Source organism: Geodermatophilus obscurus, from assembly GCF_900143215.1.
Taxonomy (GTDB): Bacteria; Actinomycetota; Actinomycetes; order Mycobacteriales; family Geodermatophilaceae; genus Geodermatophilus; species Geodermatophilus obscurus_A.
This window is the reverse complement of record NZ_FRDM01000013.1, coordinates 97,239-112,541: the sequence shown is the minus strand read 5'-3', so window position 1 is coordinate 112,541 and position 15,303 is coordinate 97,239. Positions and strand designations below refer to the sequence as shown.

The following is a 15,303-nucleotide window of genomic DNA, read 5'->3' as shown; positions in this document are numbered from 1 at the left end:
CTCAGCCTGGATCCACCGCTGACGATAGGAGCGCATTCCGGGAGCGGCCTTTGGCGCGCCGGTGACCTGCGCGGATGCTCTTTCCGGCGCCCTTTCGGGGTTGCATCTGCGGGATGCAGGTCCGGTGTGCGCCTCTCGCGAGCGTTGTCGCAGGTCGGCGGCGCGTCCCGAGCCTCAGGCGCCCCCACTACACAAGATCAACGGTGGATCCGGGCTCAGGCGGCAGCCTTCGTCTCCCAGAAGATCTTGTCGATCTCGGCGATGTAGTCGAGCAGCTTCTGACCCTCGGCCGGGTCCATGCTGCCCTTGCCGCCGGCGGCGCCGGCCTGCTTGGTCGCCTTGTTGAACAACTCGTGCAATTGCGGGTACTTCTCGAAGTGCGGCGGCTTGAAGTAGTCGGTCCACAGCACCCACAGGTGGTGCTTGACCAGGTCCGACCGCTGCTCCTTGATGAGGATGGCGCGGGTGCGGAACGCCGGGTCCTCGTTGGCCTGGTACTTCTCCTGGATGGCCTTGACGGATTCCGCCTCGATACGGGCCTGGGCCGGGTCGTACACGCCGCAGGGGAGGTCGCAGTGAGCGGTGGCCTCCACGGCGGAGAACATGCGGAAACGCATGGGCTGAGCCTCCGGTTCTGTGGTGGGGGTTCCTCTGCGACCCTACTCCCGGTGAGCAGCGGGGACACGTCCGGAGCAAGCGGATGACGGACGTCGAGCCGCTGGTCACGCCCTGGGTGGTGGCCCGGGTGAGCGGTCCGTCGATGACCCCCACCGTCCGCTCCGGGGACCGGCTGCTGGTGCGCCGGGTTCCTCCCGGCGATCCGGTGCGCGCGGGCGCCGTCGTCCTCGCCCGCTTCCCCGCCCGGCCGGAGCTGCTGGTCGTCAAGCGGGTGCACCGGGCGGTGCCGGGCGGGCACTGGGTCGAGGGCGACAACCCCTTCGTCACCGACGACAGCCGCGCGTTCGGTCCGGCCGTCGTCGTCGGCCGGGTGGTCGGCCGGGTGTGGCCGCGACCGGGCCGGCTGCCCGGTCGTCCCGGCTAGCCGTCGCGCAGCTCCGCGTAGCGGGCCCGGCACTCCTCGATCGTCGGGAGCAGGCCCTGCTCGCCGGCCTCGGCCAGGGTGGGCGCCTGCTGGTCCTTGGCCGACAGCTCGAACGCCACCTCGTCGGGCCACGGCAGGTCCAGCGCCGGGTCCAGCGGCGAGATGCCGAACTCCCGGGTCGGGTCGTAGCCGCTGGAGACCAGGTAGGTGACCGAGCTGCTGTCGGCCAGCGACAGGAAGGCGTGGCCGAGGCCCTCGGACAGGTACACCGCCCGCGGCTGCTCGCTGTCGAGGACGACCGCGTCGTGCCCGCCGAAGGTGGGTGAGCCGACCCGGACGTCGACGACGACGTCGAGCACCCGGCCGGCGGGGCAGTAGACGTACTTGGCCTGACCGGGCGGGACCAGCGCGAAGTGGACGCCGCGCAGCACACCCCGGGCGGAGACGCTGTGGTTGGCCTGGGCCAGCGGCAGGCCGTGGCCGACGACGTCGGCGAGCACGTCGGCGCGGTACCACTCGGTGAAGCGGCCGCGGGCATCGCCGTGCGGCACGAGGTCGAGGACGTAGGCGTCGCCGACGGCGAGCTGACGCATCTGCACGCCAGGACGGTAGTCAGCTCCGCCGGAGCGACCACGCAGCGGCGTCCGCTCGGAGACCGCGTCCCGGAAGGGCGGGACGGGCGGGGGAGTACCGGTTGGTACTGGATTACGCTCCCGGGTCCATGGGCGCGCAGCAGCACGACGGTACTGCCGACCGCTTCGCCGACGACCCGGCGTTCGCGGTCCACGAGGGCGGCAAGCTCGTGGTCCGCCCGACCCGCTCGATCAGCACGGTCGCCGACCTGGCGCTCACCTACACCCCGGGCGTCGCGCGGGTGTCCAGTGCCATCGCCGCCGAGCCCGACCTGGGGGACCGGTTCACCTGGGCTCCGCGGGTGGTCGCCGTGGTCTCCGACGGCACCGCCGTCCTCGGCCTGGGGGACATCGGGCCGATCGCGGCCCTGCCGGTCATGGAGGGCAAGGCCTGCCTGTTCAGCGAGTTCGCCGGGCTCTCGTCGGTGCCGGTGGTGCTCTCGACGACCGACGTGGACGCGATCGTGGAGACGGTGGCGGCGATCGCGCCGTCCTTCGGCGGCATCAACCTCGAGGACATCAGCGCGCCGCGCTGCTTCGAGATCGAGGATCGGCTGCGCGAGCGGCTGGACATCCCGGTCATGCACGACGACCAGCACGGGACGGCGATCGTCGTCCTGGCCGCCCTGCGCAACGCCGCGCGGGTGGTCGGCCGGGAGCTCGGGTCGCTGCGGGTGGTCGTCTCCGGCGCCGGTGCGGCCGGGGTCGCCTGCACCAAGATCCTGCTGGGGGCCGGCGTCGGCGACATCGCCGTGGCCGACTCACGAGGCGTGCTGCACGCCGGCCGCGACGACCTCACGCCGATCAAGCGCTGGCTCGCCGAGAACACCAACCGGTCCGGCTACGCGGGCACGATGGCCGGCGCGCTGGAGGGCGCCGACGTCTACCTGGGGCTGTCCGGGGGCTCGGTGCCCGAGTCGGTGATCGCCTCGATGGCGCGCGACTGCATCGTCTTCTCGCTGGCCAACCCGATCCCGGAGGTGGACCCGGAGATGGCGGCCCGGTACGCGGCCGTCGTCGCCACCGGTCGCAGCGGGGAGCCCAACCAGATCAACAACGTGCTCGCCTTCCCCGGTGTGTTCCGCGGCGCGATCGACGCCCGGGCCACCGGCATCACCGAGGCGATGAAGCTGGCGGCGGCGACCGCGATCGCCGACGTCGTGGGGGACGAGGTGCGCGCCGACTACGTGGTGCCCAGCCCGCTGGACCGCCGGGTCGCCGAGGCGGTGGCCACCGCGGTGGCCGCCTGCGCCCGCGAGGAGGGCGTCACCCGCTGAGGACGGGCTCCCCGCCCCTCGTGACCCGCACGCTCGCGCCCGGCCCGCCCAGGAGCTCGCCGCGGCTCCACGGCCCCCGTGCAGGGTCCCGCCGCCGGCCCCGTCCCGAGCTTGCGAGGGATGAGGACGGGGTCCTTCTCTGGTGGGGCAAGGGCGTCCTCCGAGAGGAGGACGGGGTCCTCCCTGCGAGGGGCCGCCCTCAGCCGAGGGTGCGGAGGTCCTGCAGCAGCGGGTCGACCGTCGCCCGGACGTCGGTGTTCAGGTAGACGCAGTACAGCGTCACCAGCACGAACGCCGGCACCAGCACGGCCTTCTCCAGCGTCGTCCCGGTGCGCAGCGGGGTCAGCGCCAGCCGGGAGCGGCGCAGCAGCCACAGCACCGGCACCGGCACGCCCTGGGTGGTGAGGGCGTCGCCGGCGATGTGGGTGAGCACCCCGAGCGCGACCGCCCAGGGCAGCCACGCCGGGCTGGGGGAGTGCGCGAGCAGCAGCCAGGCGCCGGCCCAGGAGAGCACCAGGTTGCCGACGACGGTGTTCTCCGCCCGCCCCGGGATGACGAAGTGCAGCGCCCGCAGCGCCAGCCCGATCGCCAGGCTCAGGAGCAGCAGGCTGGACCAGAAGGCATCGGCCGCGGCCAGCGCCAGGGCACCGAAGGCCAGCGGGGCCAGGACGGCGTCGTGAGTGCCCCAGCGGTGGCCCTGGGCCAGCCGTCCCACGGCGCCGGAGGGGACGTCGGTGAGCGGGCCCCACATGTCCGACACCGTCGAGCCGTTGTGGTCGAGATCCGGCAGCATCGCCATGCCGCCGACGGCGGCGATCCAGGCGACCTGGCCGACGGTGCCCCCGACCGGGGCCCAGGGCAGCGTGGCGGCGCCGGCGGCGAGCCCGGAGAGCGCATGGGAGTGACCGAGCACGGACCCAGCGTGCCGTCGCGGGCCGACGTTCCCAGGCAGGCGCGCCCCCGTGGCGACGAGATCGGCGATCTGGCACGCCTGGACCCGCCAGAACGTGCGAGGTCGCCGATCGCGTGGCCCCCTGCAGCATCCCGCCGCTGGCCCCGTCCCGAGGCTCGTCCCGAGCTTGCGAGGGATGAGGAGGACGGGGTCCTTCCCTGGCCGGGGCAGGGGGTCCTTCTACTCGTCGTCCTCCGTACCGCCGCGGGCCAGCCAGGTGGCCAGCCGCTCGACGGGCACCTCGAAGTCGGGGTGCTGGTCGACGAAGGCCTGCAACTGGTCGGCCAGCCAGGCGAGGGTCACCTGCTCCTCGCCCCGCCGGTCGGCCAGCTCCTCCAGGCCCCTGTCGGTGAAGTACACGGTCGCGGCGTACCCGTCAGTCGGCGAAGGCCCGCGCGACGAGCTGCTTCTGCTCGGCCTCGTGCACCTTCGCCGAGCCGACGGCCGGGCTGGCCGAGGCGCGGCGGCTGACCCGGCGCAGGCGGCGACCGGACGGCAGGTGCTCGGGCAGGTTGACGGCCATGAACTGCCAGGCGCCCATGTTGGCCGGCTCCTCCTGCACCCAGACGACGTCGTCCGCGTTCGGGTAGCGCTCGAGCTGCTGCACGATCTCCGCGGCCGGCAGCGGGTAGAGCTGCTCGACCCGCATGACCGCGGTGTCCGCGGTGCCGGTGGCCTCGCGCTGGGCCAGCAGGTCGTAGGCGACCTTGCCGCTGCACAGCAGCACCTTGCGCACCGCGCCGTCGTCGAGCGGCTCGCCGCCCACGCCCGGGTCGGGCAGCACCGGCCGGAAGGTCTCGTCGGTGAAGTCCGCAACCGGGCTGACGGCGGCCTTGGCCCGCAGCAGCGACTTCGGCGTGAACACGACCAGCGGCCGGTGCACGTCGGAGAGCGCCTGCCGGCGGAGCAGGTGGAAGTAGTTGCCCGGAGTGGAGCAGTTGGCGACGGTCATGTTGTTCTCCGCCGACAGCTGCAGGAACCGCTCGATCCGGCCGCTGGAGTGGTCCGGGCCCTGGCCCTCGAGACCGTGCGGCAGCAGCATGACGACGCCAGAGCGCTGACCCCACTTGGCCTCGCCGGAGCTGATGAACTCGTCGATGACCATCTGCGCGCCGTCGACGAAGTCGCCGAACTGCGCCTCCCACAGCACCAGTGCCTTCGGGTTGGCCACCGAGTAGCCGTACTCGAAGCCCAGCGCCGCGTACTCCGAGAGCAGCGAGTCGTAGACGAAGAACTTCGCCTGGTCGTCGGACAGGTTCGCCAGCGGCGTGTACTCCGCCGCGGACTCCCGGTCGATGAGCACCGAGTGCCGCTGCACGAAGGTGCCGCGGCGGGAGTCCTGACCGGCCAGCCGCACCGGGACGCCCTGCATGAGCAGCGACCCGAAGGCCAGCAGCTCGCCCATCGACCAGTCGATGCCGCCCTCGCTGACCATCGCCGCGCGCCGCTCCAGCATCCGCTGGAGCTTCGGGTGGACGGTGAAGTCCTCCGGGAGGGAGACGTGCGCGTCCCCGATCGCCTTGAGCACCTCGAGGGGGATCGCCGTGGCGACCGGCTGCTCCTGCCCGGGCTGGTCCATGACCGGCTGCGGCTTCGAGGTGTCCGTCACGTCGTGGGTCTCGGCGAAGGCCCGCTCCAGCTGGTCGCGGTAGTCCTTGAGCGCCTCCTCGGCCTCCTGCAGCGTGATGTCGCCGCGGCCGATGAGCGACTCGGTGTAGAGCTTCCGGACCGAGCGCTTGCGGTCGATGATGTCGTACATCAGCGGCTGGGTCATCGAGGGGTCGTCGCCCTCGTTGTGCCCGCGCCGGCGGTAGCAGACCAGGTCGATGACGACGTCCTTCTTGAACGCCTGCCGGTACTCGACCGCCAGCCGGGCCACCCGCACGACCGCCTCGGGGTCGTCGCCGTTCACGTGGAAGATCGGCGCGTTGACCATCCGGGCGACGTCGGTCGAGTAGAGGCTCGACCGAGCCGCCATCGGGCTGGTGGTGAAGCCGACCTGGTTGTTGATGACGACGTGCACGGTGCCGCCGGTGCGGTAGCCGCGCAGCTGGGACAGGTTCAGCGTCTCCTGCACCACGCCCTGACCGGCGAACGCGGAGTCGCCGTGCAGCAGGACCGGCATGACGGTGAAGCCCTGCTCGCCCTTGTCGATCATGTCCTGCTTGGCGCGGACGACGCCCTCGAGGACGGGGTTGACCGTCTCCAGGTGCGAGGGGTTGCTGGCCAGCGAGACGGCGATCTCCGCACCCGGCTTGAACGGGTTCTCGAAGGTGCCCTCGGCGCCCAGGTGGTACTTCACGTCACCGGAGCCCTGGACGGTGCCGGGGTCGATGTTGCCCTCGAACTCGCCGAAGATCTTGGCGTAGCTCTTGCCGAGGACGTTGGCCAGCACGTTGAGCCGGCCGCGGTGCGCCATGCCGATGGCGACCTCGTCCAGACCGTGCTCGGTGCCCGCGATGAGCACCTCGTCCAGAAGCGGGATGACCGACTCGCCGCCCTCGAGGCTGAACCGCTTCTGGCCGACGTACTTGGTCTGCAGGAAGGTCTCGAACGCCTCGGCGGCGTTGAGCCGGCCCAGCACGTGCTTCTGCTTCTGCCGGTCGGGCTGCTCGGCCTTGAGCTCGACCCGCTGCTGGATCCACTCCCGCTCTTCGGGGTCGGTGATGTGCATGTACTCCACGCCGACCGTGCGGCAGTAGGAGTTGCGCAGCACCCCGAGGACGTCGCGCAGCGCCATCAGCTTCTCGCCGGCGAACCCGCCGACGGGGAACTTGCGTTCGAGGTCCCACAGCGTCAGGCCGTGCTGGAGGATGTCCAGGTCGGGGTGGCTGCGGACCTTGAACTCGAGCGGGTCGGTGTCGGCCATGAGGTGGCCGTTGCGCCGGTAGGACTCGATGACCTCGATGACCCGGGCTTCCTTGTCGATCTGCCCCTCGCGGCTGACCCGCACGTCGGGCATCCAGCGCACCGGCTCGTAGGGGATGCGCAGCGACCGGAAGACCTCGTCGTAGAAGCCGTCCTCACCGAGCAGCAGCTGGTGCAGGCGGCGCAGGAAGTCGCCGGACTCGGCGCCCTGGATGATCCGGTGGTCGTAGGTCGAGGTCAGCGTGATGATCTTCGAGACGCCGAGCTCGGTCAGCCCCTCGGGGCTCATCCCCTGGAACTCGGCCGGGTACTCCATGGCACCCACGCCGATGATCGCGCCCTGGCCGGCGGTCAGCCGCGGCACCGAGTGGTTGGTGCCGATCGTGCCCGGGTTGGTCAGGCTGATCGTGGTGCCGGAGAAGTCCTCGAGGGTCAGCTTGCCGGCGCGGGCGCGGCGGATGACGTCCTCGTAGGCGCCCCAGAACTGGGCGAAGTCCATCTGCTCGGCGACCTTGATCGAGGCGACGACGAGGGAGCGCGAGCCGTCGGCCTTGGGCAGGTCGATCGCCAGGCCGAAGTTGACGTGCTCGGGCTGCAGCAGGGTCGGCTTGCCGTCGACCTCGGCGAAGGCCGCGTTCATGTTCGGGAAGTCGTCGAGCGCCCGGACCAGCGCGTAGCCGATCAGGTGCGTGAACGAGACCTTCCCGCCGCGCGAGCGCTTCAGGTGGTTGTTGATCACGATGCGGTTGTCGGCCAGCAGCTTGGCCGGCACCGCGCGCACGCTGGTGGCCGTCGGCACGGTCAGCGAGGCGTTCATGTTCTTGACGACGCTGGCCGCGGCGCCCCGGATCGGGACGCGCTTGGGGCCCTCACCGGCGGGCTGGCCCGCCTTGGCGGCGGGCTTGGCGGCGGGCTTCGCGACGGGCGCGGGCTTGGCGGCGGGTGCGGGCTTGGCAGCCGGTGCGGGTGCGGCCTTGACGGCCGGCTGCTGCTGGGCGGTCCGGTCGGCGGCCCGGGCCACGACGGTGTCCTCGGTGCGCTCCTGGACACGGGTGGCCCGCGAGGGGTCGCCGGCGCCGGCGGTGGGCTCCTGGTCGGACGCCTGCTCCCGGGCGGCCGGGGCCGGGGCCGACGGCGCCTCCGGACCGGACTCGGCCTGCGAGCCGGCGGCGGGTGCGCCCCGGTCGTCGCTCGCGGACACCGGGCTGCCCGGCCGGTAGTCGGTGAAGAACTCGTGCCACGCCTGGTCCACGCTGGCGGGATCGGCGAGGTACTGCTGGTACATCTCCTCGACCAGCCACTCGTTGGTGCCGAATCCCGCCACCGCTGAGGAGTTGGGGGTGGAGGACGGCCGGGATGAGCTCACGCTTGACACGGGGTCGAGTGCCTTCTTCGTCGTCGGTGCACGTCTCTGGACCGGGGATGGAGTCTACGCCCGCACCTGCTGGCGGACCGGGTGGAAACGCCCCGTCCAGGCAGGCCCCGTCCGGGGCTCACCGCGAGCGGGCGAGTGGTGGGGGCAGTGGGACCTGTCTCAATCCGTGGCGCCACGGGACACGAGGAGGTCGGCCAGCGCGTCGTGCGCGGTCGCCTGACCTGCGTCGTCCCGGCGGCTGCGGGCCGCGGCGACCCGGCTGATGTCCAGGGCGCTGGCGCCGTCGGCAGTGGTGGCGTTGACGTCGGCTCCCGCGTCGAGCAGTTCGCGGACGACTCCCGGCGCGTCGCGGCTGCCGCCGGCGGCCACCGCGGCGTGCAGCGGGGAGCGACCGGTGTCGGGGTCCCGCCGGTTGACCTCGGCGCCGGCGGCCACCAGCAGCCGGACCAGCTCGAGCCGGGTGCCGCTCGCGGCGGCGTGCAGCGCCCCGCCGTCGACGTCGGCGCCCCGGTCCAGCAGCTCCCGGGCGGTGCCCGCCGCGCCGCCGGCCGCGGCGAGGGTCAGCAGGTCCACCCCGGTCACCGGGTCGGCCAGCGGGGCACCGCCGTCCAGTTCGGTGCGCAGTCGCTCGACGTCGTCGAGGTAGGCCGCGCTGGCCGCGTCCACCGGTGCGCCCAGCTCACGCAGCAGCGGGACGAGATCGGGCGCCGACTCCAGCGCGGTGTGCAGCGGGTCCCGGCCGTGCTCGGTCCGGGCGGAGAGATCGGTGCCGGACTCGACCAGCAGCCGCACGACCTCGGCCCGCCCCTCGGCGACCGCCACGTGCAGCGGCGTCCAGCCGCCCTGGCCACCGCGCTCCACCGTGGCGGTCAGCAACCGAGGGGAGTCCTGGACGGCGGCGCGGACGGCCTCGACGTCGCCGTCGGCGATCAGCCGGCCCAGCCGCGGGGCGGTCATGCGCGTGCTCGTGCTGGTGCTCGTGGTCATGGGGGATCCCCGTTCCGGTCGGGAAGGCGGTGCTCCGTGCGGTCAGGTTCTGCTCGGCCCCTGCAGGGCCCCGCCGCGAGCCTGCGAGCGGTGGGGGGCAGGGGGTCCTTCTTCAGACGACGTCGCGGCGGACGGCGAGCAGGGTGCCCAGCAGTGCCGCCACCAGACCGTAGCCGAGCAGCAGCAGGGCGCCCTGCCAGCGTTCGAGGAGGTCCGGACCCTGGAGGGTCGCCGTCAGTGCCTCGAGGGCACCGCCGGGCAGCCACTTGTAGGCGTCGGCGATCGCGCTGATCTGCCGGACGATCGCCTCGACCACGAACAGGTACACGAGCCCACCGACGATCGCGCCCACCTGGTTGCGCACCAGCGCGCCGAGGCCGACACCGATGACGGTGTAGATGACCAGCGCCAGACCGCTGCTGGCGAGGACCTGCAGGTTCTCGCCGCTCAGTGCCGGCACCGCACCCCGGGCTCCGGCGGCCACGGCCGCCACGCCGTAGTTGACGGCCAGCACGACGAGCGCGAAGGGCACCGCGACCAGCGCGTAGGCCGCCAGCTTGGCGATCACCACCCGGCCGCGCCGCGGCGTGGTGAGGAAGGTCGGCGTGGCCGTGCGGTGCCGGTACTCCTGGGTCATCCCGATGATGCCGAGGATCAGGAACAGCACGGTGACGTTGGCGCCGACGGCCAGCACGAGCTGCTCGAACTGCTCCGTGCCGACGGCCGGGAGCCCGCCCGGAGGGCCGCCCTGGCCGCCACCGGGGGTGCTGCCGGCGAACGAGGTGAAGAGCACCACGAACCCGGACACCAGCGCACAGGCACCCAGCAGGAGCCCGATCCAGACGCGGGTGGTGAACAACTTGGTCCACTCGGCGCGGACGAGCGCGATCACCGTCGGCTCCCCTCGGGTGCGGCGTACTGCTCCTGGCCGGCGGTGAGCCGGAAGTACAGCTCCTCGAGGCCGCTGGTCTCCGCGCGCAGCTCGTGCAGCTCCACGCCCGCCCGGAAGGCCTGCGCGCCGACGGCGTCCGGCGTCGTCCCGGTCACCGTGACCCGGCCGTCCTCGCTGGGCGCGACCGTGAACCCGGCGGCCCCGAGGACCTCGGCCAGCCGCCCGGCCTCCGGGCTGCGCACCACCACCGCCCCGCTGCCCTGCGCGCCGGAGCGCAACTCGGCGACCGAGCCCTCGCGGACCAGCCGCCCGGCGCCCACGATGACCACGCGGTCGGCGGTCTGCTCCATCTCGGCGAGCAGGTGGCTGGAGACAAGCACGGTGCGCCCCTCGGCGTGCGCCAGGTGGCGTAGGAAACCGCGCAGCCACTGGATGCCCTCGGGGTCCAGTCCGTTGGCCGGCTCGTCGAGCACCAGCACCGCCGGGTCGCCGAGCAGCGCGGTGGCCAGCGCCAGCCGCTGGCGCATGCCGAGCGAGTAGCCGCCCGCCCGCCGCCGGCCGGCGTCGGCGAGGCCGACCTGGGCGAGCACCTCGTCGGCGCGCGGAACCGGCAGGCCCGCGGCCCGGCAGTACACCCGCAGGTGGTTGCGCCCGGACCGCGCCGGGTGGAAGGCCGTCTCGAGCACCGCACCGACCGTGCGCACCGGCGCCGGGAGGTCGGGGTAGGTGACGCCGTCGAAGGTCGCCGTCCCCGCGTCGGGCCGCTCCAGGCCGAGGGCCATGCGCAGCGTGGTGGTCTTGCCGGCTCCGTTGGGGCCGAGGAAGCCGGTGATCGACCCCGGCTCGACGGTGAAGCTCAGGTCGTCGACGGCGCGGACGGCGCCGAAGCTCTTGCTGAGGCCGTGGACCTCGACCCGCACGGGGTGGCGGTGGGGGCTGCTGCCGGAGTCGATGGGGCTCTCCTCGCGTGGGCCGGGCGACGTGCCCATCCAAGCGCACCGGGCGACCGTTCCGGCACCCCGTGGTCCGTTCCGGGCGTGTCCCGGCGTGACCCCTGGCACATCCTGACCGGCGCCTTCGGTAGGTTGGCCGGTCGGGTCGGGGAGCCGGCCACGGCAGCCAGAGCAGCGCCGCCCGAGGCGGCACCGGAGCGCCAGCGAGGAGGGGCCGTGAGCGCCTACCGCACCGTGGTCGTCGGGACCGACGGGTCGGAGTCCTCCCTGCGGGCGGTCCGCCGTGCCGGGGCTCTCGCCGGCGCCTGCGGCGCCCGGCTGTTCATCGTCTGCGCCTACCTGCCGCCGCGGGCCGACGACCGGCAGCTCCGCCCCGCGCAGGGGGAGTCCGGCGAGGACACCCACCAGGTCGTCGGGTCCGCGCCCGCGGAGGACACCGTGCGCGGCGCCGCCGAGGAGGCCGTCGCCGCCGGCGCGGGGGAGGTCGAGCAGGTCGCCGTCGTCGGCTCGCCGGTCGAGACGCTGCTCGACGTCGTCACCCGGGCGCAGGCCGACCTGCTGATCGTCGGCAACCGGGGGCTCAGCAGCCTCAAGGGCCGGCTGATGGGGTCGGTCCCCGCGGACGTGACGCGCCGGTCGTCGGTCGACGTCCTGGTCGTCCACACCACGGGCTGACGGCCCTGCCGGACACCCCTGGGGACCCGACCACCGTGGCGGACACCGGCGACGCCCGCGAGGCGCTGCTGCGCCTGTTGCTGGACGGCCCGCGCCGTTACACCCGCCTGCAGGTCGCCGCGATGGCGGGCATGCCCCCCGAACGGACCCGTCGGCTGTGGCGGGCGCTCGGCTTCCCCGACGTGTCCGACGACGACGAGGTCTTCACCGACGCCGACGTCCGGGCGCTGGAGCTGCTCTCGGCCCTCATCGGCTCCGGCTTCGTCGAGCCGGGGACCGAGGCGTCGATCGCCCGCGCCATGGGGCAGTCGCTGTCCCGGCTGGCCGACTGGCAGACCGACCTGCTGGCCGACGCCCTCTTCCGCGGCGGCGCCGACACCGACCGGCGGGCCGTGCCGGCGGAGGAGGCGGTGGCCGCCGCCCGCAGCCTGTTCCCCCTGCTGCGTGACGTGCAGGACTACGTGTGGCGCCGGCACCTGGCCGCCAACGCCGACCGGCTGCTCACGCCCGCGGCCGCCGCCGACCGGCGCGAGCTCGCCGTGGGTTTCGCCGACCTGGTCGGCTACACCAGCCGCAGCCGCGGCATGGGCGGGCACGAGCTCGGCGCGATGGTGGAGGACTTCGAGAGCACCGCCAGCGAGGTCGTCGCCCGCCACCACGGCCGGGTGGTCAAGATGGTGGGGGACGGCGTCCTGTACACCGCCGTCTCGGCGATCGACGCCGTGGAGATCGGGCTCGAGCTGCCCGGGACCTGGCAGGCCGAGGACCGCCCGCCGCTGCGGGTGGGCGCCGCCCACGGCACCGTGCTGACCCACCTGGGCGACATCTACTCGCCGGTGGTGAACCTGGCCAGCCGGCTGACCTCGATCGCCCTGCCGGGCACGCTGCTGGTCGACCGCGACCTCGCCCGGCACCTGCGCGGGCTGCCCCGCTACCGGGTGCGGCCGCTGCGCCGGGTGTCGGTGCGCGGCTACGACCAGCTGCAGCCCTGGCTGGTGCAGCGCCGTCCGCCGGAGGAGGCCGACGTGGCGCTGGAGACCATGCTCGACGAGATGGCCGACGACGTCCTCGAGGACGAGATGGCCGACGACGTCCTCGGGGACGAGGCCGAGGACGAGTAGGAGGACCCCGGCCCCGTCCAGGGCACCGCCCTGAGCTGGCGGAGAGCGGGGAGGACGGGGTCCTGCCACGAACGGTGAGGAGGACGGGCTCTCTACCGTTGGCGCCGTCCCCGGTCGGCTTGGCACCCTGGTCATCTGTGAGTGCCACGCTCGTCGCCCGCGGCCTGGCCGCCGGCCACGGTGCCCGCGTCCTGTTCTCCGACCTCGACCTCGTCGTCGCCCCCGGCGACGTCGTCGGGCTGGTCGGGGCGAACGGCGCCGGCAAGTCCACCCTGCTGCGCACGCTGGCCGGCGAGCTGCCGGCCGAGTCCGGCAGCGTGACCGTCAGCCCGCCGACGGCGACCCTCGGGTACCTGCCGCAGGAGCACGAGCGCCGGCCGGGGGAGACGGTGCGCCAGGCCCTGGCCCGCCGGACGGGCGTCGCGGCCGCGCAGGTCGAGCTCGACACCGCGACCGAGGCGCTCACCGCGGGCGCGGACGGCGCCGACGAGGCCTACGGGGAGGCCCTGGAGCGCTGGCTGGCCCTGGGCGGAGCCGACCTCGACGAGCGGGCGGAACAGGTCGTCGGCGAGGTGGCCCCCGGGGTCCCCCTCGACGCCCCGACGGCCGGCCTGTCTGGCGGGCAGGCCGCACGGGTCGGGCTGGCCGGCCTGCTGCTGTCGCGCTACGACGTGCTGCTGCTCGACGAGCCCACCAACGACCTGGACCTGGCCGGCCTGGAGCAGCTGGAGCGCTTCGTCAGCAGTGCCCGCAGCGGCATCGTCGTCGTCAGCCACGACCGCGAGTTCCTCGCGCGCACGGTGACCCGCGTGGTGGAGCTGGACCTCGCCCAGCAGCTGGTGCGGGTGCACGACGGCGGCTACGAGGCGTACCTGGTCGAGCGCGAGGTGGCCCGCCGGCACGCGCGCGAGGAGTACGAGGAGTACGCCGGGACCCGGGCCGAGCTCGAGGCCAGGGCCCGCATGCAGCGCAACTGGCTGGCGAAGGGCGTGCGGGACGCGGTCAAGAAGCAGAAGGACCCGGACAAGTTCATCAAGGCCCACAACCGGGCGACGGCGGAGAAGCAGGGGGCCAAGGCCAAGCAGACCGAGCGGCGGATCGAACGGCTGGAGGTGGTGGAGGAGCCCCGCAAGGAGTGGGAGCTGCGGATGGAGATCGCCGCCGCACCCCGGGCCGGGGCGGTGGTCGCCACCCTCGCCGGCGCGGTCGTGCGCCGCGGCGGGTTCACCCTCGGCCCGGTCGACCTCCAGGTGGACTGGGGCGACCGCGTCGTGATCACCGGCCCCAACGGCAGCGGCAAGTCCACGCTGCTGGCCGCGCTGCTGGGCCGGGTGCCACTGGACGAGGGCCGCGGCGGCCTGGGTCCCTCGGTACGGATCGGTGAGATCGACCAGGCGCGCGGTGCTTTCCTGGGCTCGGAGCCGCTGCTGGAGGCCTTCGCCGCGGCGGTGCCCGACTGGTCCGCCGCCGGGGTGCGCACCCTGCTGGCCAAGTTCGGGCTGACCGCGGAGCACGTGCTGCGCCCGGCCGACACCCTCTCGCCGGGGGAGCGGACCCGGGCCGGGCTCGCCCTCCTGCAGGCCCGCGGGGTCAACGTGCTCGTCCTCGACGAGCCGACCAACCACCTCGACCTGCCCGCCATCGAGCAGCTCGAGCAGGCGATGTCCGGCTACCGCGGCACGCTGCTGCTGGTCACCCACGACCGGCGGATGCTGGCCGCGGTGGACACCACCCGCCGGCTCACCGTCGCCCACGGCCGGGTCACCGAGTAGTGGAAGGACCTCGCTGCCCCCCACCCCTCGCAGGCTCGGGGCGGGCCCCTGCAGCGAGGCCGCCCTGTCGGGTGACGGTCTCCAGGACGGCGGCGACCGCGTACTCGGCCGTCGTCGCAAGCTCCTGCGGCGTCGCGCCGGCCGAGGACAGCGCCGGCAGCAGCTGGACGTCGGCGAGGACGTCGACGCCGCCGGTCCAGCGCAGCGCCGCCCGCAGCGACCGCGCGCCCGACACCGGTCCCGGCGCGCCGCCCGAGCAGCGGACGGCGACCGGGCACACGGGCGCCCCGGTGCCGACGGCGGCGGCGAGCAGGTCCGGGGAGAACCGGCCCAGCGCCGCCCCGCCGTCGGTGGGCAGCTCGGGGCGGACGACGACCGACGTCCCCCGGGCCAGTGCCGCCGCGACGTCGGCCACGGTCGCCGGGACGCTCGGGCAGGGAACGCCGGCGACGCGCTGGTGGGCGGGCGCGGCGACCACCACGCCGCGCAGCACGGTGAGCAGCACCAGCGGGTCCAGCGGCGAGGCGGAGTTCGCGACCAGCAGCAGGCCCGGCCCGCTGCGGGTGCGCGGCCAGGCCTCGGCCGGCGCGTGGACGGCGACCCGCACGCCGAGGCCGGTCAGCAGGCGGGCCGCTCCGCAGACGGTGCGGCGCCGGGCGTCGCCCACCGGCGGGCGCAGCCGCTCGCCGGCCAGGACGGCGCCGGCACGCAGCAGGCGGGAGCGGTCGGTGGGCGGGCTGGACGGGTGGGTCACGGC

14 protein-coding genes are annotated in these 15,303 nt (G+C 74.0%); 5 read left to right on the top strand and 9 right to left on the bottom strand.

The window, feature by feature from the left end; translation table 11 throughout:
- Nucleotides 1–215: 215 nt before the first annotated feature.
- Complete coding sequence (sodN, locus tag BUB17_RS14015) at nt 216–617, bottom strand: superoxide dismutase, Ni (RefSeq protein WP_072918931.1); 402 nt, start codon at nt 615–617, stop codon at nt 216–218.
- Between the two features lie 83 nt (nt 618–700).
- On the opposite strand from sodN, the gene BUB17_RS14010 reads away from it, so the two are divergent.
- The gene (locus tag BUB17_RS14010; protein WP_072918929.1) at nt 701–1,042 is read left to right on the top strand and encodes a S26 family signal peptidase; all 342 of its coding nucleotides are present in this window, start codon (nt 701–703) and stop codon (nt 1,040–1,042) included.
- On the opposite strand, the gene BUB17_RS14005 is transcribed toward BUB17_RS14010, so the two are convergent.
- Complete coding sequence (locus BUB17_RS14005) at nt 1,039–1,635, bottom strand: dTDP-4-dehydrorhamnose 3,5-epimerase family protein (protein ID WP_141243027.1); 597 nt, start codon at nt 1,633–1,635, stop codon at nt 1,039–1,041. The genes BUB17_RS14010 and BUB17_RS14005 overlap by 4 nt on opposite strands.
- A gap of 128 nt (nt 1,636–1,763) precedes the next feature.
- On the opposite strand from BUB17_RS14005, the gene BUB17_RS14000 reads away from it, so the two are divergent.
- Nucleotides 1,764–2,951: an NAD(P)-dependent malic enzyme gene (locus BUB17_RS14000; RefSeq protein WP_072918924.1), complete on the top strand. Its 1,188-nt coding sequence runs from the start codon at nt 1,764–1,766 to the stop codon at nt 2,949–2,951.
- Between the two features lie 199 nt (nt 2,952–3,150).
- Here the strand turns inward: BUB17_RS14000 and BUB17_RS13995 are convergent, their stop codons facing one another.
- From BUB17_RS13995 to BUB17_RS13970, 6 genes are all read right to left on the bottom strand, one after another.
- Nucleotides 3,151–3,864, bottom strand: coding sequence for a metal-dependent hydrolase (locus BUB17_RS13995; protein ID WP_072918922.1), 714 nt, complete (start codon nt 3,862–3,864; stop codon nt 3,151–3,153).
- Between the two features lie 219 nt (nt 3,865–4,083).
- On the bottom strand, nt 4,084–4,263 hold the full coding sequence (locus BUB17_RS13990) for a DUF6104 family protein (RefSeq protein WP_072918920.1): 180 nt from the start codon (nt 4,261–4,263) through the stop codon (nt 4,084–4,086).
- A 16-nt stretch (nt 4,264–4,279) separates the two neighbouring features.
- Nucleotides 4,280–8,137, bottom strand: a complete 3,858-nt coding sequence (locus tag BUB17_RS13985) for a multifunctional oxoglutarate decarboxylase/oxoglutarate dehydrogenase thiamine pyrophosphate-binding subunit/dihydrolipoyllysine-residue succinyltransferase subunit (RefSeq protein ID WP_072918918.1) — start codon at nt 8,135–8,137, stop codon at nt 4,280–4,282.
- Between the two features lie 168 nt (nt 8,138–8,305).
- A complete protein-coding gene (locus tag BUB17_RS13980; RefSeq protein ID WP_072918916.1) occupies nt 8,306–9,133 on the bottom strand; it encodes an ankyrin repeat domain-containing protein in 828 nt (275 codons plus the stop codon).
- A 112-nt stretch (nt 9,134–9,245) separates the two neighbouring features.
- On the bottom strand, nt 9,246–10,025 hold the full coding sequence (locus BUB17_RS13975; protein ID WP_072918914.1) for an ABC transporter permease: 780 nt from the start codon (nt 10,023–10,025) through the stop codon (nt 9,246–9,248).
- Nucleotides 10,022–11,014 carry an ABC transporter ATP-binding protein gene (locus BUB17_RS13970; protein ID WP_208983400.1) on the bottom strand — a complete coding sequence of 331 codons (993 nt, stop codon included), beginning with the start codon at nt 11,012–11,014 and terminating at the stop codon, nt 10,022–10,024. Before BUB17_RS13970 ends, BUB17_RS13975 begins: the two co-directional genes overlap by 4 nt.
- A 180-nt stretch (nt 11,015–11,194) precedes the next feature.
- On the opposite strand from BUB17_RS13970, the gene BUB17_RS13965 reads away from it, so the two are divergent.
- The 3 genes from BUB17_RS13965 to BUB17_RS13955 all read left to right on the top strand — a co-directional run bounded on the left by BUB17_RS13965 (nt 11,195) and on the right by BUB17_RS13955 (nt 14,546).
- Nucleotides 11,195–11,653: a universal stress protein gene (locus tag BUB17_RS13965; protein ID WP_072918912.1), complete on the top strand. Its 459-nt coding sequence runs from the start codon at nt 11,195–11,197 to the stop codon at nt 11,651–11,653.
- A gap of 35 nt (nt 11,654–11,688) precedes the next feature.
- Entirely contained in the window at nt 11,689–12,774 is a 1,086-nt protein-coding gene (locus tag BUB17_RS13960) for an adenylate/guanylate cyclase domain-containing protein (protein ID WP_072918910.1), read from the top strand.
- Between the two features lie 137 nt (nt 12,775–12,911).
- The gene (locus BUB17_RS13955; RefSeq protein ID WP_072918908.1) at nt 12,912–14,546 is read left to right on the top strand and encodes an ABC-F family ATP-binding cassette domain-containing protein; all 1,635 of its coding nucleotides are present in this window, start codon (nt 12,912–12,914) and stop codon (nt 14,544–14,546) included.
- Here the strand turns inward: BUB17_RS13955 and BUB17_RS13950 are convergent.
- The gene (locus BUB17_RS13950) at nt 14,536–15,300 is read right to left on the bottom strand and encodes a hypothetical protein (protein ID WP_072918906.1); all 765 of its coding nucleotides are present in this window, start codon (nt 15,298–15,300) and stop codon (nt 14,536–14,538) included. The two genes, BUB17_RS13955 and BUB17_RS13950, sit on opposite strands and share 11 nt — an antisense overlap.
- Between the last annotated feature and the right edge of the window lie 3 nt (nt 15,301–15,303).

What these genes read in the sequence shown, in the direction of transcription:
- sodN (WP_072918931.1), bottom strand. Translation starts at nt 617, where the DNA reads ATGCGTTTCCGCATGTTCTCCGCCGTGGAGGCCACCGCTCACTGCGAC.
- BUB17_RS14010 (WP_072918929.1), top strand. Translation starts at nt 701, where the DNA reads ATGACGGACGTCGAGCCGCTGGTCACGCCCTGGGTGGTGGCCCGGGTG.
- BUB17_RS14005 (WP_141243027.1), bottom strand. Translation starts at nt 1,635, where the DNA reads ATGCGTCAGCTCGCCGTCGGCGACGCCTACGTCCTCGACCTCGTGCCG.
- BUB17_RS14000 (WP_072918924.1), top strand. Translation starts at nt 1,764, where the DNA reads ATGGGCGCGCAGCAGCACGACGGTACTGCCGACCGCTTCGCCGACGAC.
- BUB17_RS13980 (WP_072918916.1), bottom strand. Translation starts at nt 9,133, where the DNA reads ATGACCACGAGCACCAGCACGAGCACGCGCATGACCGCCCCGCGGCTG.
- BUB17_RS13970 (WP_208983400.1), bottom strand. Translation starts at nt 11,014, where the DNA reads ATGGGCACGTCGCCCGGCCCACGCGAGGAGAGCCCCATCGACTCCGGC.